Source organism: Mycobacterium sp. UM_CSW, from assembly GCF_000455205.1.
Lineage (GTDB): Bacteria > Actinomycetota > Actinomycetes > Mycobacteriales > Mycobacteriaceae > Mycobacterium.
The window spans coordinates 30443-48327 of the sequence record NZ_AUWQ01000007.1; the positions used below are offsets into that span (position 1 = coordinate 30443).

The 17885-nt window shown below is 68.0% G+C and carries 17 protein-coding genes; 10 read left to right on the forward strand and 7 right to left on the reverse strand.

The window, feature by feature from the left end:
* Positions 1 to 697 precede the first annotated feature (697 nt).
* From N415_RS03245 to N415_RS03265, 5 genes are read right to left on the reverse strand one after another with little or no spacing between them, the layout of a single operon-like run.
* Positions 698 to 1243, reverse strand: coding sequence for a YbhB/YbcL family Raf kinase inhibitor-like protein (locus N415_RS03245; protein ID WP_068177176.1), 546 nt, complete (start codon positions 1241 to 1243; stop codon positions 698 to 700).
* Entirely contained in the window at positions 1243 to 1803 is a 561-nt protein-coding gene (locus N415_RS03250; RefSeq protein ID WP_068177178.1) for a 3-isopropylmalate dehydratase, read from the reverse strand. The genes N415_RS03245 and N415_RS03250 overlap by 1 nt, the downstream gene beginning before the upstream one ends.
* Positions 1800 to 3047 (reverse strand): aconitase/3-isopropylmalate dehydratase large subunit family protein, encoded by a 1248-nt coding sequence (locus N415_RS03255; protein WP_068177180.1) that lies wholly within the window; start codon positions 3045 to 3047, stop codon positions 1800 to 1802. The genes N415_RS03250 and N415_RS03255 overlap by 4 nt, the downstream gene beginning before the upstream one ends.
* Positions 3038 to 3925 (reverse strand): isocitrate lyase/PEP mutase family protein, encoded by an 888-nt coding sequence (locus N415_RS03260; protein WP_068177182.1) that lies wholly within the window; start codon positions 3923 to 3925, stop codon positions 3038 to 3040. The genes N415_RS03255 and N415_RS03260 overlap by 10 nt, the downstream gene beginning before the upstream one ends.
* A 10-nt stretch (positions 3926 to 3935) precedes the next feature.
* Positions 3936 to 5366 carry an MmgE/PrpD family protein gene (locus N415_RS03265; protein ID WP_068177185.1) on the reverse strand — a complete coding sequence of 477 codons (1431 nt, stop codon included), beginning with the start codon at positions 5364 to 5366 and terminating at the stop codon, positions 3936 to 3938.
* Positions 5367 to 5436: 70 nt separating this feature from the next.
* Between N415_RS03265 and N415_RS03270 the strand changes: the two genes are divergently transcribed.
* The gene (locus N415_RS03270) at positions 5437 to 6261 is read left to right on the forward strand and encodes a GntR family transcriptional regulator (RefSeq protein ID WP_193376396.1); all 825 of its coding nucleotides are present in this window, start codon (positions 5437 to 5439) and stop codon (positions 6259 to 6261) included.
* On the opposite strand, the gene N415_RS03275 is transcribed toward N415_RS03270, so the two are convergent.
* Together N415_RS03275 and N415_RS03280 are read right to left on the reverse strand one after the other, a co-directional pair.
* Complete coding sequence (locus N415_RS03275) at positions 6251 to 6892, reverse strand: isoprenylcysteine carboxylmethyltransferase family protein (RefSeq protein ID WP_239645434.1); 642 nt, start codon at positions 6890 to 6892, stop codon at positions 6251 to 6253. The two genes, N415_RS03270 and N415_RS03275, sit on opposite strands and share 11 nt — an antisense overlap.
* Positions 6893 to 6921: 29 nt before the next feature.
* Complete coding sequence (locus N415_RS03280) at positions 6922 to 7818, reverse strand: PfkB family carbohydrate kinase (RefSeq protein WP_193376397.1); 897 nt, start codon at positions 7816 to 7818, stop codon at positions 6922 to 6924.
* Between the two features lie 314 nt (positions 7819 to 8132).
* Here N415_RS03280 and N415_RS03285 point away from each other — a divergent pair, with 314 nt between their 5' ends.
* The 9 genes from N415_RS03285 to octT all read left to right on the forward strand — a co-directional run bounded on the left by N415_RS03285 (position 8133) and on the right by octT (position 17833).
* Positions 8133 to 10193, forward strand: coding sequence for an adenylate/guanylate cyclase domain-containing protein (locus tag N415_RS03285; RefSeq protein WP_239645435.1), 2061 nt, complete (start codon positions 8133 to 8135; stop codon positions 10191 to 10193).
* Positions 10193 to 11596 carry a mechanosensitive ion channel family protein gene (locus N415_RS03290; RefSeq protein WP_068177191.1) on the forward strand — a complete coding sequence of 468 codons (1404 nt, stop codon included), beginning with the start codon at positions 10193 to 10195 and terminating at the stop codon, positions 11594 to 11596. The genes N415_RS03285 and N415_RS03290 overlap by 1 nt, the downstream gene beginning before the upstream one ends.
* A 46-nt stretch (positions 11597 to 11642) precedes the next feature.
* Entirely contained in the window at positions 11643 to 12890 is a 1248-nt protein-coding gene (locus tag N415_RS03295) for a glutamate-5-semialdehyde dehydrogenase (protein WP_068177192.1), read from the forward strand.
* Between the two features lie 28 nt (positions 12891 to 12918).
* Positions 12919 to 13794, forward strand: a complete 876-nt coding sequence (locus N415_RS03300; RefSeq protein ID WP_068107921.1) for a MoxR family ATPase — start codon at positions 12919 to 12921, stop codon at positions 13792 to 13794.
* A complete protein-coding gene (locus tag N415_RS03305) occupies positions 13794 to 15239 on the forward strand; it encodes a VWA domain-containing protein (protein WP_068177194.1) in 1446 nt (481 codons plus the stop codon). The genes N415_RS03300 and N415_RS03305 overlap by 1 nt, the downstream gene beginning before the upstream one ends.
* A 138-nt stretch (positions 15240 to 15377) precedes the next feature.
* Positions 15378 to 16037, forward strand: coding sequence for a nicotinate-nucleotide adenylyltransferase (gene nadD / locus N415_RS03310; RefSeq protein WP_081665045.1), 660 nt, complete (start codon positions 15378 to 15380; stop codon positions 16035 to 16037).
* Positions 16034 to 16429, forward strand: a complete 396-nt coding sequence (gene rsfS / locus N415_RS03315) for a ribosome silencing factor (protein WP_068107916.1) — start codon at positions 16034 to 16036, stop codon at positions 16427 to 16429. The genes nadD and rsfS overlap by 4 nt, the downstream gene beginning before the upstream one ends.
* The gene (gpgP, locus tag N415_RS03320; RefSeq protein WP_068177196.1) at positions 16426 to 17100 is read left to right on the forward strand and encodes a glucosyl-3-phosphoglycerate phosphatase; all 675 of its coding nucleotides are present in this window, start codon (positions 16426 to 16428) and stop codon (positions 17098 to 17100) included. The genes rsfS and gpgP overlap by 4 nt, the downstream gene beginning before the upstream one ends.
* Complete coding sequence (gene octT / locus N415_RS03325) at positions 17090 to 17833, forward strand: diglucosylglycerate octanoyltransferase (RefSeq protein ID WP_068177198.1); 744 nt, start codon at positions 17090 to 17092, stop codon at positions 17831 to 17833. The genes gpgP and octT overlap by 11 nt, the downstream gene beginning before the upstream one ends.
* The last annotated feature ends 52 nt before the right edge of the window (positions 17834 to 17885 follow it).

Here is a 17885-nt window from a genome sequence, read left to right on the forward strand (position 1 = left end):
TACCCTATCGCGCTAGTGACGTCGCCGAAAGCCATTCTCGCAACATCGCTTCTGTTTTCGGGCTGCAGTCTGCCACCAATTCTGCAGTCATGTGCCCGTCCCAATAAATCTACGGCCCACTGCGATCGTTTGCCGAAATATCGGCCCGAGGGTGGTTGGCAAATGGGTTTCGCCTCAACAGGATCGGTTCTCATGGTGTCGGCGGTTCCGCTCTGCCGCATGTCAAAAGCGGCGCGACCGTCGGCGGGTTCAATGGTTCACCAGCCGGACTATGTGGTAATTGCTAATCGTCAGTCAACTCCGATGAATTAGCCGCAAATAGCAACCAGATCGGTTCCCCATCTTCTGGTCCGATCCCCGCACATATGCAATGGGTCCTTCTACCTTGTCTTTAAGGCTTTTGGGTCGAGCTGTTTGTGATGCAACCGTGGCGGAAGGCCAACCAGCGGGATCAGTCCCGCCCCATCGCAACGGGCACACCTTTGAGGGCGTGCGGTTTGGCGGTGAACACCTTCGCTAGCCGAGCTTCAGGAGCACTCGGGAGCGATGCGGCCAAGGATGGCGGCTGATTGGCCAACCTCCCGTTCGGTGAGCACGCCGAATACGTGCATGCGCATCGTACGTGGCCAGGTGCCGCGCCGCTCACTTTTGCAAATCCCTTGTGCGTCAGCACTGCACGCCGGGTGTCTGGACCGCGTTACCGTTCGTACGTGCCAGTCAGCGTCCCGCGGGCCAGCACGTGTCCAGCCATCGAGACCAGGAGAGCCTTGGCCGTGGTGACGGTGTCGGGGATGCACTCGTCGGTCGCGAACACATGGAACCGGTAGCGGTGGGGTCCGTGACCGGGAATCGGGCGAGGCCCCGCGTAGCCCCGGTGACCCAGATCGGCCCGGACAAACCGTATTCCGTCGGTCCCCGGAAGCAATTCGCCGGCGGCGACGCCGCCCAGCGTTGGCTCGAGCACTGCAACTGTGTGCAGTGGGGGCCGCGGCAGCGGAACGTCGATGTCGTCCATGACGAACACCAGCTGCCGGGCGTCTGGCGGCACCCCCTCCCAGCGCAGCGGCGGCGAGGCGTTGTCGCCGACGCCGTTGCCCGCACTGGCCGGCGGCATCGGTCCGCCGTCGTCGAACGCCGGGCTGGTGACGGTGATCGACGCAGGCGCGTCAAAAGCTTTGCCGGCCAACGGACTTCGGTGTGCGCCCGCACGCGCCCCGCGGAGCAGCCGTCCCAGCAGCGCCATCAGGCGCCGCTGCCGGCGCCGCGCATGGCGACAGTGCTCGACCGCAGGACGTCGCCCAGCTCGGCCGGCAGATAGCCCTGCTCCGCCAACCGTGGTAGCACGCCGCCACTTTCGATGATCTCGAGGATCAGCTCGGGCAGCTGGGGGACGGTGCCTGAGTCTCCGGTGGTGTCGTTTCGCCAGGTGCCGGCTGTCAGGTCGAAGGATCCCGTGTCGCCCTCGCGAAACACTTCGGTGGCGTTGGGCACGGTCATCGCCGGCAGCCCGGCGTTAACGGCGTTGCGGAAGAACAACGAGTTGAATTCTTCGGCGACGAGACCTGCCACCCCGAGCTCGGTAAACAGGGCCGCGACCGGCCGCGACGACCCGAGCCCGAAGTTCTTGCCCGCCACCACGACGTCGCCCGGCGAAACCTGGTCGGTCCAGCAGGGGCGCACCTCATGGAAGACGTGCTTGGCCGCCTCGTGCGGATCCATCTTCATGGCGAAGGCCGGATACATGGCGTCGGTGTTGAGGTTGTCGCCGAACACCCAAAGCTTGCCGCTAAAGGCGATCGTCATGCGGTCACGCTCCTCGGGTCGGTGATGTATCCGGTGACGGCAGAGGCGGCGACGGTCGCGGGTGCCGCCATGAAGATCTCCGCCTCGGTGCTGCCCATGCGGCCGGTGAAATTGCGAGTGCTCGACGTGATGCACACCTCGCCGGGGCCCACCACGCCCATGTGGTAGCCGAAACACGCGCCGCACGTCGAGTTGGTGATCACCGCGCCGGCGTCCGCCAGGTCCTGCAAGTAACCCAATCGCATCGCTTCGCGGTACACCGACTGCGAGGCGGGCGTCACCAGCAGGCGCACCCCCGGAGCGACGGTCTTGCCGCGCAACACTTCCGCCGCGATCTCGAGGTCCTCGAGTTGGCCATTCGCGCACGACCCGATGAACGCCTGGTCAACCTTCTGCCTGTCCAGCTGTGACACGGGCACACCGTTGCGGCTGACGGTGCCCGGGCGCGCGACATAGGGCTCCAGCACCGAAAGGTCGATACGCCGGACGTCGTGGTAGTTCGCGTCGGGATCCGGTGCCGCAGTGTCGTATCCGGTGACACCGGCCTCGTCGAGGAAGCGCGCCAGCACCGCGTCGAGTTCGAACGTGCTGAAGTCAGCCGACACCTCGGCGCCCTGGGTGGCGATGGTGCGCCGATCGTGCATCGGGATGCCGGCCAAACCAGGGCCGCCGAATTCCAGGTTCAGGTTGGGCACATCGCCGTATTCGTTGGCGATGTGAAGGAAGATGTCCTTGCCGCTCACCGTGTTCGGTTTCATGCCGTCGAGCTCGTAGCGGATCGTCGGCGCAACCTGGAACCACGTCGTACCGGTACACATGATCGAATACACCTCGGCCGGCCCCAGGCCGCGCGCCGCGGTGTTATAGGCGCCGGCGGCGCACGTGTGAGAGTCGGTGCAGGCCAGGATCTCTCCCGGGCGCGCCAGCCCGTTCTCGGCGATCACCTGATGGCAAATGCCGTGCCGACCCACGTCATAAAAGCGCTCGATGCCGAAGTCGGCAACGAACTTTCGGGCGTGCCCGCCGCCGGTGGCGTCCTTGATCGTCGGCGCCGGCACGGCGTGGTCCATGACGACCGCGAGCTTGTCGGGGTCGTGGATCCGGTTGGGCGGTATCCACAGAGTGGCGAACTGCAGATCGATCAGGACGGTCATGTCGACGTCGACCACGACGGTGTCACCCGGCGACACCGAGGCCAGGCCGGCCTTGCGGGCGAAGATCTTTTCGATGATGGTCATGCCCATGAGCGGTCCTCAGTTTGTGCGTACTTGTCGTCGAGAGCCAGCCACTCCGCCATGCCGATCAGGTTGAAGAAGTCCCCGGGGGTGCTGCCGAGGTGGTTTGCGACGTCGGTGCCGTTGAGCTCGCAAAGACTCTGCAGCATGCCGAATGTCGCCCGCATCAGGAGATTCCCCGGATGAATGGCGATCGCGTAACCCAACTCCTGCAGCCGAGACGCGGACTGCAGCGGCGTCATGCCGCCGAGGACGAGATTGATCAGGAGGGGAGCGTCGACTTCGGCTGCGATGCGAGCGATTTCGCCGGAATCCTGTGGCGCCTCGACAAAGATGATGTCGGCGCCCGCGTCCGCGTACCGGTTGGCGCGCTCGATCGCGGCGTCCAGGCCGAGCGGGGCACGGGCATCGGTGCGAGCGACCACCAGCAGGCCGTCATCGGTGCGGGCGTCGAGCGCGGCTGCAAGCGTCCGCTCGAATACGGCGGCATCGACGACCTGCTTGTCCGGCAGGTGACCGCATCGCTTTGGAAACACCTGGTCCTCCAACTGGATCGCTGCCACGCCCGCCGCGTCGTAGGACCGGACTGTGCGCACCACATTCATGGGTCCGCCGTACCCCGTGTCGGCGTCGGCGATCAGCGGAACGTCGCCCAGCGCATCGGTGATCATCCGTGCCCGGTCGGCCATTTCGGTGGCGGTTACCAGTCCGATGTCCGGGAGCCCGAATCCCGACGCCGCCACGCCGGCGCCGCTCATGTATGCGGCGACGTGCCCCGTTCGTTTGGTCAGCTGCGCCGAGATGCCGTCGAAAACGCCTGGCGCAATAATGAGTTCGCGCTTTGCCAGCAGCTCTCTCAGCCGCCGGCGGGCCGGTGTGGTGGCCATATCCGCCCTTTCAGTCCAGTGCCCCCGCTACGGGAGCGGCGAGAAGATCGATCAGGTCGCCGATGTCGTCGAGATCGTCGAGATTCAGCACGGCCCGCTCGATCGCGTCCGCCCGTGCGCGGTTCGTGACGCGGTCGGCGAGCGCATCGAACTTCGTCACGATCTCGTCGTTGGTGACGGAATCATTGGGCGCGCCGTGCGGCAGGGCGACCCGTGCGCGGTGCTCCGCGCCGTCGCGGGTGGTCACCGCGACGTCGGTGCGGAACTTCTCGGTGATGTCCGCGCGGGCCAACGACTCGTCGAGGTGAACTGTGGTCGCCGCGATCAGCGACCAGACGTCGTCGGAATCGAGGCGGCCGGGGGTGAATTGCTCGGGCAACACGTTGCCGTCGAGCAGGGCCGCGGCGGTCGCGTACCCGATGTTCATCTGGGCGCCGATCGGGGTGAGCGGCCGCTCGGGCGTCCACCAACCGTGCTTGTAGATAGTCTCGCCGACCGTGATGTCCACCTTCGAAATATCCTGGGGTGCAACCGAATTGCGCAGTCGCCTGGCCGCGTCGATCGCTCCGTGCAGGCCGCCCATCGCGGCATACGACTTGACCATGATGTTGGTGGTCTCCCAGCGCTGGCCGAGTTGTCCGGTCAGCAGCGAGGCATCGGGATCGTGGCCCTCGCCGAAAACGCTGAGGAAGCCGCCGTATTCGCGCTCGAACACCCGCTTGATTCCGGTATAGCCAGCCGCCGCGAGGCCCGCGGCATAGAAGCCGTTGCGCGCCGCCAGGCCGTGGTGCATGCGCTTGCTCATGGCCTCGTACTGCGCGGCCATCAGCCCCGCCGATTGGGTGCCGGCCAGGCCGAGGGCGTCCTCGAGTTGCGCGGGCGACAGCCCGCGCAGCTTGCCGGAGGCCATGGCCGCCGGGTGGGTGCCGAAGACCGAGCCGGAGTGCCAGCCGCGATCGAGCATCTGGGTGCCGTGCAGCGTGTAGCCGACGCGGGGGCCGACTTCGAAGCCGGCGATCGCCGCCAGCAGCACGTCGGCGCCTCTCGTGCCGACCCCGCGCGTCGCCGCCGTCGACAGCAGCGCGGGAATGAGCAGCGAGCAGCTGTGCAGCGGGGCCAGGGGATGGAAGTCATCGAGCTCGAAGCCCTGGATGAAGGTGCCGTTGAGGACCGCGGCCGCCGGCGCGCCAGCGGTGCGCCCAGTGCCGATGATGACCGCATCGCCGGCGCCCTCGAGGCCGAGCACGGCGTCGGTGGCGACGCGAGACCAGGGCAACTGGGCCCCCACCAGCGCGCAACCGAGGCCGTCGAGCAGTAGATGTTTGGCCCGCTCGACGACGGTCGGGGGAACATCGTCGACGGTGAGGCCGGCGACCCAGGTGGCCAGTCGGCCCGTCGGCCCCGCCGGATCGGTGGCGGGTTGCCGGTGCACCGCGGTCATCGAGCCTTCCTTCGAGTGAGCAGTTGTTATATACATATAACAACCTACGAGCCGGCGCAAGGGAGGCGGTGTGGAAGCATTGACGCCCGTGCAGCGGAGCGGCGGCAGGACGGGACCGGTGTCCAGTGACGCCGGGGTGCCGTTGCATCGGCAGCTGTTCCTGGTGTTGCACGACGAGATCGATCGCGGCGCCATCGTCCCGGGCGAGGCGTTGCCCACCGAGCAGACACTGTGCGAGCAGTTCGGGGTTTCCCGGATCACGGTGCGCCGCGCGCTGGCGGATCTGGCCGAGCAGGGATATATCGAGCGCAGGCACGGCGTCGGTTCGTTCGTCAGGGAGCACAGTCCGTCGGACCTGCCGGCGGGTGGCTCGTACATGGAGGGGTTGCGCCAGACCCAATTCGAAACCGAGGTCGACGTGGTCGAACTCGAAACCCGGCGCCCGCCCCGCGCCATAGCCGATGCGCTATCGGCGTCCGGCGAGCTGCTGCAGATCGTGCGAGTGCGCAGGCAACGCCGGACCGGCGAGCCGTTGATGGTCAGCGATGCGTGGCTGCCGTCGGAACTGGCCGGCGCGTTGTCCGAGTCCGCGCTGCGACGAGCGCCGCTGTATCAGCTGCTGGCGGACGCCGGCATCGTCGTGGACCGCATCCGGCACGAAATCACCGCCGAGATCGCGGGCCCGCGCAACGCGCATCTACTGGACACGCCGATCGGCGCCGCGCTGCTGCGCGTCAACCGCCTGGCGTTCGTAGGCGATGCGCCGCATCACCATCTGTCGGTTCTGCTGTCGCCCAGCCGCAGCCGACTGCTGCTCACCCAGACGGCTGACGAATTGGAAACGGGCGACGGCTTGACCATTGCCCACGACGTGCCGCGCCACGCTAACGAATGAGGCCGACCCCGGGGACGAACCGCCCGACACTGGCCGCGTAGGCGCGGTAGGCGTCGCCGTGCGTCCGCAGCAGGTATGGTTCCTCGACGCGCCGGACCTGCAGCTCGATCGTGGCGACGAGCAGGATGAAGCCCGCGACTGCAACGACGTTCGGCGTCACCAGGACGATGCCGATCCCGAAGAGGAACATCGCGCCGTAGATGGGATTGCGGATCCGGGCGAACGTGCCGGTGTGCACCAGCGTGGTGGTCTCCGTGGTGTCAACCCCGATCCGCCACGAATCGCCCATCTCGAGCTGCGCGTACACCGTCGCGGCGATGCCCGCTGTGGCCAGCACGATGCCGACGGTTTGAATGCAGACCTCGTTGAGCACCCGCAGCGGGCCAACCACCTTGGCCTCCTGCAAGATTGGGGCGCTCACCGCCACCGCCAGCGCCGCCACGAAGCCGACGCCGGCGACGCGTTCCACCGGGCCGCCGGTTCTGATGCCGCGGAAACCGGTGGAGCCGGTGCGCCGATACTGCAGCCAGCTGCGCCAGCCGAATCCCAGCACCCCGAAGATCGCGAAGAGCACCAGGGCCATGTCGGCAGCGGCTGTCGCCGGCATGCGAATTCCCATGACCGCCGTCATCGCCAGCGAGGGTACATCACGGCTCTCGGTCACCGAAACACTTCCCGCAGAGCCGCGTCGATCGCGTCGGCGCGCGGGGCGCAGTCACCGGCGCCGGGCACCAGGGTGGCCAGCGCACCCGCGGCGCAGGCGCGGCGTAGCGCGGTCAGCCGCTCGGCCCGAGAGGCGTGGTTGGCGCAGGGGTCGCGCGGCCAGTTGGCGGCCATCACGCCGGCGAACACGTCGCCGGCGCCGGCGGTATCCAATGGCTTGACCGCAGGTGCGGGCACGTCGAATTCACCGTCGGCTCCGCTGTAGCGTGCGCCGCGCGCGCCGAGGGTGACCACCAAATGGGTTGACCGCCAGGGCCATCTTTCGGCTTCGGCTTCGTTGGCGATGACCACGTCGGCGGCGGCCGCCAGCTCGGCCAAGCCGTCGTCGAGTCGGCCGACGGGCGAGGCGTTGACGATGACGGCCGCCCCCGCCGAGCGGGCTTGGTGCGCCGCCGCCACCGCCGTCGGCACCGGAATCTCCAACTGCGTCAACAGCACATCGCAGCCGGCGATCACGTCGCGCGCTTGGGCGCCTGCCAGCGTCAGCCGCCCGTTGGCGCCGGGCGCCACCACGATGGTGTTTTCGGCGTTGGCATCGACCACGATGGCCGCCGTACCGCTTGGCCCCGGCACGGTGACCATCCCGTCGAGCCCAACGCCGTTGGCCCGCAGATGGGCCCGCAACCGTGCCGCGGCGGCGTCGTCGCCGAGCGCGCCGACGAACTGCACGTGCGCGCCCGCGCGCGCCGCCGCCACGGCCTGGTTGGCGCCCTTGCCGCCGGGGGCCGAGGTCAGCGACGACGCCAACACCGTCTCGCCCGGCCGCGGCAGGGCGTCGACGTCGAACGTCAGGTCCATGTTCACGCTGCCGACCACGCAGACCCGCGCCATCATGCCGACGTTAGTCGGGCCGAATTGGGCACACACAATGGCGGTGGCCGGCCCATTGACGCTGATCCTTTTTCGGCAATCCCCAATATCGTGATGTCCGCGCGCTAGTCTGCTGCGTGATCGGTGCTCAATCCGGTTGGAAGGAGGGGGAAAGGCAAATGACGTTGACCGAGCCGAAAATGGCCGAACCGGCGTCTGAAAACCCGCCGGAATCCGCTCCCGAATCCGTATCGCCCGAAAAGCCGCGGCACGGTCCGCGTCCGCCCTTGGTGTGGCACCGCTTCCGCTTCGGCATCCAGTCCAAGATCCTCATCGCGATGCTCCTCTCGGGCATCCTCGGCGTGTCGGTGATCGGCCTCATCGGCGCGATATCCGGCCGCAACGCGCTGCGGCAGGTCGAGTCAGAGCGGCTGATCGAGTTGCGGGAGTCGCAGAAGAGGCAGGTGCAGGCGCTGTTCCGGGAGGTGACGAACTCCCTGATCGTCTACAGCGGCGGATTCAGCATCAACGAGGCCACGCTGTCGCTCACCGCGGGCTTCGAGCAGTTGGCCAACGCGCCGATCAGCCCGGCCCAGCAGCAGGCGCTGGTCAACTACTACGAGAACCAGATGATTGCGCCGATCAAAAAGGTGACCGGCGACTCGATCGATCTCAATGCGGTCCTGCCGACTTCCCCGGCGCAGAAGTACGTGCAGGCGTACTACACCGCGCCGCCGAGACCGACCGCCGACTCGCTGCCGGTCGAGGACGCCGGCGACGGGAGCGCGTGGACGGCGGCCAATGCGCGCTTCGATTTCTACATGCGCGGCATCGTCACCCGCTTCGATTATCGCGACGCCCTGCTGCTGGACATGCAGGGCAACGTCATCTATTCCGTCCGCAAGGGCCCCGACCTCGGGACGAATATCCTGACCGGTCCCTATCGGGAATCGAATTTGAAGGACGCCTACCAGAAGGCGCTGCGTTCCAATGACGTGGATTTCGTCTGGATCACCGACTTTCAGCCGTACCAGCCGGCGCTCGATGCACCCAACGCGTGGGTGGTCTCACCGGTCGGAATGAACGGCAAGATGGTTGGTGTCATGGCCTTCCCGGTGCCGATCGCGAAGATCAACAACATCATGACCGCGGGCAGACACTGGGAAGCCGCCGGCATGGGCGCGGCGACCGAGACCTATCTGGCCGGCCCCGACGGTCTGATGCGTTCGGATTCGCGCGAATTCCTGCAGGACCCCGAGCAATACAAGCGGGACGCGATCGCCGCCGGTACCGCACCCGAAGTCGTGGAAAAGGCGATCCGGTTGGGCGGCACGACGTTGGTGCAACCGGTCACTACCGCGGGTTTTCGCGCTGCGCAGCGCGGGGAGTCGGGCACCATGAGCGCCACCGATTACTTGGGCAATAAGGAATTGGAAGCGTATGCGCCACTGGATATTCCCGATTCCAACCTGCACTGGTCGATCCTGGCCACTCGCGACGACTCGGACGCTTTCGCGCGGCTGGGCAGGTTCAGCAAGACGCTCGTTATCGCGGTGACCACGCTGGTGTTCGTCATAAGCGTGGCCTCGATGCTCATCGCCGGGGCGGCGATGCGGCCGGTTCGGCGCCTGGAGGAGGGCACCCGAAAGATCAGCTCCGGCGACTACGACGTCAACATTCCGGTGATGACCCGCGACGAAATCGGCGACCTCACGGCGGCTTTCAACGAGATGAGCCGGAACCTTGCAATCAAGGAGGAGCTGCTCAACGAGCAGCGCAACGAAAACAATCGCCTGCTGCTGGCGCTGATGCCGGAGTCGCTCGTCCAGCGGTATCGCGAGGGTGAGGCGACCATCGCGCAGAAGCACCAGGACGTCGCGATCATCTTCGCGGACATCGCCGGGCTGGACGAGCTTTCCAACGATCTTTCCGGCGACGAACTGGTGGGGATCGTCGACGAGCTGTTCCGGCAGTTCGATTCGGCCGCGGAAACCCTTGGCGTCGAACGGATCCGCACCTTCCACAACGGGTACCTCGCCACCTGCGGGGTGATTACGCCACGATTGGACAGCATTCACCGAACCGTTGACTTCGCCGTCGAGATGCGCCGCATCATCGAACGGTTCAACAGCCAGACCGGCCACGACTTGGGCCTTCGGGTCGGCATCAACACTGGAAACGTCATCAGCGGGCTGGTCGGCCGATCGAGCCTCGTCTACGACATGTGGGGCGCCGCGGTGAGCCTGGCCTCCCAGATGCACAGGGGCGCACCGCAGCCCGGCATCTACGTCAGCACCCCGGTGTACGAGGCCATGCGCGACGTGCGGCACTTCACGCCCGCGGGCACGATCTCGGTGGGCGGCACCGAGCAGGCGATGTACCGGTTGTCGGAACGATGATGAACGCCTGGAACTCCTCGTGGTTCTACTGGGCGATCGGCATCGCGATCGGGTTCCCGGTCGGGCTGATTTTCCTTACCGAGCTGCACCACGCGCTGGTCCGCCGGAACAGCCGCGTTGCGAGGCAGGTTGGCCTGCTGCGCAATTACCTGTTCCCCCTCGTTGCGCTCTTGCTGCTGCTCGTCAAGGCGTCGCAGATTCCCGCCGGGGAGGTGCCGGTGCGGCTCCTCACCACGGTTTTCGGCTTCCTGGTGCTGGTGCTGATGCTGTCCGGGCTCAACGCCACCGTTTTCGAAGGCGCGCCCGAAGACAGCTGGCGGGCGCGGATGCCCGCCATCTTCCTCGACGTCGCGCGTTTCGCGATGATCGGCGTCGGGCTGGTTCTGATCCTGTCGTATATCTGGGGCGTCCGGGTCGGCGGCCTGTTCACCGCGCTGGGTGTCACATCGGTCGTCATCGGCCTGATGCTGCAGAACTCCGTCGGCCAGATCGTGTCGGGCTTGTTCATGCTCTTCGAGCAGCCGTTCCGGATCAACGATTGGCTGGACACCGGCACCGCGAAGGGACGTGTCGTCGAGGTGAACTGGCGGGCCGTCCACATCGACACCGGCAGCGGAATGCGCGTCACGCCCAACTCGGTGCTGGCCACCACGGCGTTCACCAACCTCAGCCGGCCGGCGGGCACCCACAAGCTGGCCATGACGACCACGTTTTCCCCCGCCGACCCGCCCGACCGGGTGTGCGCCATGCTGACGCGCGTGGCCCTTGGGCTGCCACAGCTGAAGGCCGACACGGTGCCCCGCTCGGTACCCGTCGGCGGCGGCGAATACCGCACCTCCATCGGGCTGACCTCGCCCGCGGACGACGGCGCCGCGAAAGCGACCTTCCTGCGCTGGGTCTGGTACGCCGCACGGCGCGAAGACCTGCACCTGGACAACAGCGACGACGACTACTCGACCCCCGAACGCGTGGAGAAGGCGCTGCGCACGGTGGTGGCGCCGGCGTTGCGGCTGAACGCCGACGAACAACGCTCGCTGCATTCGTGCGCGAAACTCGTCCGCTACGGTGCGGACGAAACCGTGGAATACGCCGGTCAGATTCCGGGCGGGATGACGTTTTTGGTCGAGGGCCGCGTGCAGCTGACCGCGATGGCCGACGACGGGTCGATCGTCCCGATCAGCACCCTGCTCGAGGGCTCGTTCCTCGGGCTGACCGCGCTGACCCGGCAGCCGAACATGGCGAGCGCGTATGCGCTCGACGAGGTGACCGCGCTGGAGATCGACCGCGAACACATCGAGCACCTGGTGATGCGTGAACCGTTGCTGCTACAGAACTTCGGCCACATCCTCGAAGAGCGGCAAAGCAAAGTGCGGCAGGCGCGGCGCGGCGAGCGGGTCGCGTGAGCCGCCCGCTCTGACCTGGCCCGCTAAGGACCGTTACCCTGGATAAATGAGTCTGCAAGCTCCGACGCGCCCCGACTTGCGCCGGGAGGTCCACGACGCCGCGCGCCGCGCCCGGGTCGCCGCCCGCGCGCTGGCGTTGTTGCCGACCGTCGCCAAGGACGCGGCGCTGCAGTCGGCCGCCGACGCGATAGGCGCCCACACCGAGCGGATCCTGGCGGCCAACGCCGAAGACCTCGACGCCGCCCGGGCCGCCGGCACCCCCGCCGCGATGCTCGACCGGTTGGCCCTGGACCGCAAGCGCGTCGACGGAATCGCCGCCGGCCTGCGCCAGGTCGCCGGGCTGCCCGACCCCGTCGGCGAGGTGCTGCGCGGCTACACCCTGCCCAACGGGCTGCACCTGCGCCAGCAGCGGGTCCCGCTCGGCGTGGTCGGCATGATCTACGAGGGCCGGCCGAACGTCACGGTCGACGCGTTCGGGCTGGCGCTCAAGTCGGGCAACGCGGTGCTGCTGCGCGGCAGCTCGTCGGCGGCGAAGTCCAACCAGGCCCTCGTCGACGTGCTGCGCGGATCGCTGGTCAGCGAGGACCTGCCCGCCGACGCGGTTCAGCTGCTGTCGGCCGCCGATCGATCCACGGTGACCCACCTGATCCAGGCGCGCGGACTGGTCGACGTGGTGATCCCGCGCGGCGGAGCGAGCCTGATCGACGCGGTGGTGCGCGACGCCCGGGTGCCCACCATCGAGACCGGTGTCGGCAACTGCCACGTGTACGTGCACGAGTCCGCCGACCTCGACGTGGCGGAACGGATCCTGCTGAACTCCAAGACCCGTCGGCCCAGCGTCTGCAACGCCGCCGAGACGCTGCTGGTCGACACCGCGATCGCGGGGACGGCCATGCCCAGGCTGGTCGGCGCCCTGCAGGACGCGGGGGTGACGGTTCACCTGGACGCGGGTGAGGACGACCTGCGTCGCGAATACCTGTCTTTGGACATCGCGGTGGCCGTCGTCGACGGCGTCGACGCGGCGATCGCCCACATCAACGAGTACGGCACCGGGCACACCGAGGCCATCGTGACAACGAATATGGCTGCGGCTCAACGGTTCAGCGACGGAGTCGACGCGGCCGCGGTGATGGTCAACGCTTCGACGGCCTTCACCGACGGCGAGCAGTTCGGGTTTGGCGCCGAGATCGGCATCTCCACGCAGAAGCTGCATGCGCGCGGCCCGATGGGGTTGCCGGAACTGACCTCGACCAAGTGGATCGCGTGGGGAGACGGGCAGACCCGCCCGGCCTGACGTCCAAAGCCTTAGGAGACCTGACATCGTGAGTGTGCCCGCCCGGCCGGCGCCGCTGTTCGCCGACATCGACGACGTCTCGCGGCGGTTGGCCGAGACCGGCTACCTACCCGACACCGCCACCGCGACGGCCGTATTCCTGGCCGACCGGCTCGGCAAGCCGCTGCTGGTGGAGGGTCCGGCCGGCGTCGGCAAGACCGAGCTGGCCCGCGCCGTCGCACAGGCCACCGGCTCGGGCCTGGTGCGCCTGCAGTGCTACGAGGGCGTCGACGAGGCCCGCGCGCTCTACGAGTGGAATCACGCCAAGCAGATCCTGCGGATCCAGGCCGGCTCCGGGGACTGGGACCAGACCAAGGACGACGTGTTCAGCGAGGAGTTCTTGCTTTCGCGGCCGCTGCTGACCGCCATCCGGCGGAGCGAGCCGACGGTGCTGCTGATCGACGAGACGGACAAGGCCGACATCGAGATCGAGGGATTGCTGCTCGAGGTGCTGTCCGACTTCGCCGTGACCGTGCCCGAACTGGGCACGATCGTCGCGGAGCGGGCGCCGTTCGTGGTGCTGACTTCCAACGCCACCCGTGAACTGTCCGAGGCGCTCAAGCGGCGCTGCCTGTTCCTGCACATCGACTTCCCGAGCCCCGACCTGGAGCGGCGCATCCTGTTGTCCCGGGTTCCCGACCTGCCGGCGCACCTGGCCGAGGAATTGGTGCGCATCATCGGGGTGCTGCGCGGAATGCAGCTGAAGAAGGTGCCGTCCATCGCCGAGACCATCGACTGGGGCCGCACGCTGCTCGCGTTGGGCCTGGACACCATCGACGACGCGGTTGTCGCCGCCACGCTCGGCGTGGTGCTCAAGCATCAATCCGACCAGCAACGCGCCGCGGGAGAACTGAGGCTCAACTGATGGCCGCCCGCCGCATCCGCCCCAGCCGCCCGCTCGCCCCGCACGGGTTGCCGGGCCACCTGGTCGGCTTCGTGGAAGCGCTTCGCGCGCAAGGCATTTCGGTGGGCCCGTCGGAGACGGTGGACGCCGGGCGGGTGATGGCCACCCTCGGCCTGGCCGATCGTGAGGTGTTGCGGGAGGGGATCGCCTGCGCCGTGCTGCGCCGCCCCGACCACCGCGAAACCTACGACGCCATGTTCGACCTGTGGTTCCCCGCCGCGCTGGGCGCCCGCGCGGTGGTCACCGAGGAGGAGGCCGGCGAGGCCAAGGACGGCGCCCTGCCGCCCGACGACGTCGAGGCGATGCGCCAGATGCTGCTGGAGCTGCTCACCGAAAACCCCGAACTGGCCGACATGGACGAGCGTCTCGTCGCGATGATCGCCCGGATCGTGGAGGCCTACGGCAAATACAGTTCCAGCCGCGGCCCGTCGTTCTCGTCGTATCAGGCGCTCAAGGCGATGGCGCTGGACGAATTGGAGGGCAAGCTGCTGGCGGGACTGCTCGCGCCGTACGGCGACGAGCCCACGCCCACCCAGGAGCAGATCGCCAAAGCGCTGGCGGCCCAGCGAATCACGCAGCTGCGCAAGATGGTCGACGCCGAGACCAAGCGGCGCACCGCCGAGCAGTTGGGTCGCGACCACGTCCAGATGTACGGCATCCCACAGCTTTCGGAGAACGTCGAGTTCCTGCGCGCATCCGGCGAGCAGCTGCGCCAGATGCAACGGGTGGTGGCGCCGCTGGCCCGCACCCTGGCGACCCGGTTGGCCGCGCGCCGGCGGCGCTCTCGCGCCGGGACCATCGACCTGCGCAAGACGCTGCGCAAGTCCATGTCCACCGGCGGGGTGCCGATCGACGTGGTGCTGGCCAAGCCCCGCCCGGCCCGGCCGGAACTGGTTGTGCTGTGCGATGTCTCGGGCTCGGTCGCCGGGTTCAGCCACTTCACCCTGCTGCTGGTGCACGCCCTGCGGCAGCAGTTTTCCCGGGTTCGGGTCTTCGCGTTCATCGACACGACCGACGAGGTGACCCACATGTTCGGCCCGGAAGCCGACCTGGCCGTGGCGATTCAGCGGATCACCCGTGAGGCCGGCGTGTACAGCCGCGACGGGCACTCCGACTACGGCAACGCGTTCGTCTCGTTCCTGCAGGCGCACCCGAACGCGCTGTCGCCGCGCAGCTCGCTGCTGGTGCTCGGCGACGGGCGCACCAACTACCGCGACCCGGCCATCGATGTGCTCGTCGACATGGTGACCGCCAGCCGCCACGCGCACTGGCTCAACCCCGAACCCAAGCACCTGTGGGGCAGCGGCGACTCAGCGGTGCCGCGCTACCAAGAGGTCATCACGATGCACGAATGCCGCTCCGCCAAGCAGTTGGCGGCGGTGATCGACCAACTGCTGCCGGTGTAGACGGCGCGGCTTTATCCGCCGAGCGTCACGCTGGCGTGGCCGTCGGCGCCCAGCGCCACGCTGGCGTGACTCTCGGCGCGGTGGGGCCGCTAGCTGGGGAATCGGTGCCGCTGTTGAGCTCAAGTAAGCTGGCAAATCGTGCAAAAGCAGCTTCGCCGGCTCGGGGTGATGGGTGGGACGTTCGACCCCATCCATTACGGCCACCTGGTGGCCGCCAGCGAGGTCGCCGACCTGTTCGACCTGGACCAGGTGGTCTTCGTGCCCAGCGGCCAGCCCTGGCAGAAGAGCCGGCAGGTTTCCGCCGCCGAGGACCGTTATCTGATGACGGTGATCGCGACGGCGTCCAACCCGCGGTTCTCGGTGAGCCGCGTCGACATCGACCGCGCCGGGCCCACCTACACCCGCGACACGCTGGCCGACCTGCACGCGCTGAACCCCGAATCGCAGCTGTACTTCATCACCGGTGCGGACGCGCTCGAGTCGATCCTGTCGTGGCAGGGCTGGGAGGAGCTGTTCGGGTTGGCGCGCTTCATCGGCGTCAGCCGTCCCGGATATGAGCTGCGCCGCGAACACGTCACCGGCGTCCTCGGCGAGCTCACCGAGGACGCGCTGACCCTCGTGGAGGTTCCGGCGCTGGCGATCTCGTCGACCGACTGCCGCCGGCGCGCCGAGGAGGGCCGCCCGCTGTGGTACCTGATGCCCGACGGTGTGGTGCAGTACGTGTCGAAGCGTCGCCTGTACCGAACGGCCGAACCCAATACGCGCCCAACGACATTCGCGGCGGGAAACAACACGTGACCGCCACCCAGGAAGCCATCGACATGGCCACGGTGGCGGCCGGCGCGGCCGCCTCGAAACTCGCCAACGACGTACTCGTCATCGACGTCTCGAGCCAGCTGGTGATCACGGACTGCTTCGTCATCGCCTCGGCGTCCAACGAGCGGCAGGTCAACGCCATCGTCGACGAGGTCGAGGAGAAGATGCGCAAGGCCGGCTACCGCCCGGCGCGGCGCGAGGGCGCCCGGGAAGGCCGCTGGACCCTGCTCGACTACCGCGACATCGTCGTGCACATCCAGCACCAGGACGACCGGAACTTCTACGCGCTGGACCGGCTGTGGGGCGACTGCCCAGTGATCTCGGTGGACCTCGACGACCCGGAAGGTCCTGCAGACTCGGCGAGCGCGCGATGAGGATCCGCCGCCTGGTGATGCTCCGGCACGGCCAAACCGACTTCAACGCCGGCAGCCGGATGCAGGGACAGCTGGACTCCGCGCTCACCGAACTCGGTCGCGCCCAGGCGGTCGCCGCCGCCGAAGTGCTGGGCAAGCTGCCGCCGCTGCTGATCGTTTCGTCGGACCTGCATCGCGCCTACGACACCGCGGTCACGCTTGGGGAGCGGACCGGGTTGACGGTCCGGGTGGACCCGCGGTTGCGCGAGACCCATTTGGGCGACTGGCAGGGGCTGACGCACACCGAGGTCGACGCGCAGGCCCCCGGCGCGCGGCTGGCCTGGCGCGACGACGCCAGGTGGGCGCCGCACGGCGGGGAAAGCAGGGTCGACGTGGCCGCGCGAAGCGTGCCGGTGGTCGCCGAGCTGGTGGCCGGCGAGCCGGAATGGGGTGACCCCGACGGCCCGGACCGACCCGTGGTGCTGGTGGCGCACGGGGGTCTGATCGCGGCCCTGTCCGCCGCGTTGCTCAAGCTGCCGGTCGACAACTGGCCGATGCTGGGCGGCATGGGCAACGCCAGTTGGGCTCAACTGAGTGGGCATGCCGGTGACTCGGATGTCGATTTCGGCAGCATCCGGTGGCGCCTGGACGTGTGGAACGCTTCTGCTCAGGTCGCCAACGATGTCCTCTGACGCGCCCGCGAGGCCCACCCTGCTGGTGTTCGCCGATTCCCTGTCCTATTACGGGCCCACCGGCGGCTTGCCCGCCGACGACCCGCGCATCTGGCCCAATATCGTTGCCACCCAACTGGGTTGGGACGTGGAACTGATCGGGCGCATCGGCTGGACTTGCCGCGATGTCTGGTGGGCGGCGACGCAGGACCCGCGGGCCTGGGCGGCGCTGCCCCGGGCGGGTGCGGTGATCTTCGCGACCGGCGGGATGGATTCGCTTCCCTCGGTGCTGCCGACCGCGGTGCGCGAGCTGATCCGCTACGTGCGGCCGCCGTGGCTGCGGCGCTGGGTCCGCGACGGCTACGCGTGGCTGCAGCCCCGGCTCTCGCCGGTGGCCCGGTCGGCGCTGCCGCCGCACCTGAGCGCCGAATACCTCGAACAGACCCGCGGCGCAATCGATTTCAATCGCCCGGGCATTCCGATCGTGGCGTCGCTGCCGTCGGTGCACATCGCCGAGACGTACGGCAAGGCTCACCACGGCCGCGCGGGGACGGTGGCCGCGATCACGGAATGGGCGCAGCAACACGACATTCCCCTGGTGGATCTCAAAGCCGCTGTGGCCGAACAGGTTATGAGTGGGCGCGGCAATCCCGACGGCATCCATTGGAATTTCGAAGCCCATCAGGCGGTCGCGGAGCTGATGCTCAAGGCACTGGCAGAAGCCGGCATTGCCAACGAGAAGCCGCGCGGGTAGCGGCCATGGCACGCGCCGGCGACGATGCAGAGCGAAGCGATGAGGAGGAGCG

Bases quoted from the DNA above. Each gene is read 5' to 3' on its own strand.
- N415_RS03290 (WP_068177191.1), top strand. From the start codon at position 10,193: ATGAACGCCTGGAACTCCTCGTGGTTCTACTGGGCGATCGGCATCGCG.
- N415_RS03260 (WP_068177182.1), bottom strand. From the start codon at position 3,925: ATGGCCACCACACCGGCCCGCCGGCGGCTGAGAGAGCTGCTGGCAAAG.
- octT (WP_068177198.1), top strand. From the start codon at position 17,090: ATGTCCTCTGACGCGCCCGCGAGGCCCACCCTGCTGGTGTTCGCCGAT.
- N415_RS03295 (WP_068177192.1), top strand. From the start codon at position 11,643: ATGAGTCTGCAAGCTCCGACGCGCCCCGACTTGCGCCGGGAGGTCCAC.
- N415_RS03255 (WP_068177180.1), bottom strand. From the start codon at position 3,047: ATGGGCATGACCATCATCGAAAAGATCTTCGCCCGCAAGGCCGGCCTG.
- gpgP (WP_068177196.1), top strand. From the start codon at position 16,426: ATGAGGATCCGCCGCCTGGTGATGCTCCGGCACGGCCAAACCGACTTC.
- N415_RS03285 (WP_239645435.1), top strand. From the start codon at position 8,133: ATGCTCCTCTCGGGCATCCTCGGCGTGTCGGTGATCGGCCTCATCGGC.
- N415_RS03305 (WP_068177194.1), top strand. From the start codon at position 13,794: ATGGCCGCCCGCCGCATCCGCCCCAGCCGCCCGCTCGCCCCGCACGGG.
- N415_RS03245 (WP_068177176.1), bottom strand. From the start codon at position 1,243: ATGGCGCTGCTGGGACGGCTGCTCCGCGGGGCGCGTGCGGGCGCACAC.
- N415_RS03280 (WP_193376397.1), bottom strand. From the start codon at position 7,818: ATGATGGCGCGGGTCTGCGTGGTCGGCAGCGTGAACATGGACCTGACG.
- N415_RS03275 (WP_239645434.1), bottom strand. From the start codon at position 6,892: ATGACGGCGGTCATGGGAATTCGCATGCCGGCGACAGCCGCTGCCGAC.
- N415_RS03250 (WP_068177178.1), bottom strand. From the start codon at position 1,803: ATGACGATCGCCTTTAGCGGCAAGCTTTGGGTGTTCGGCGACAACCTC.
- N415_RS03265 (WP_068177185.1), bottom strand. From the start codon at position 5,366: ATGACCGCGGTGCACCGGCAACCCGCCACCGATCCGGCGGGGCCGACG.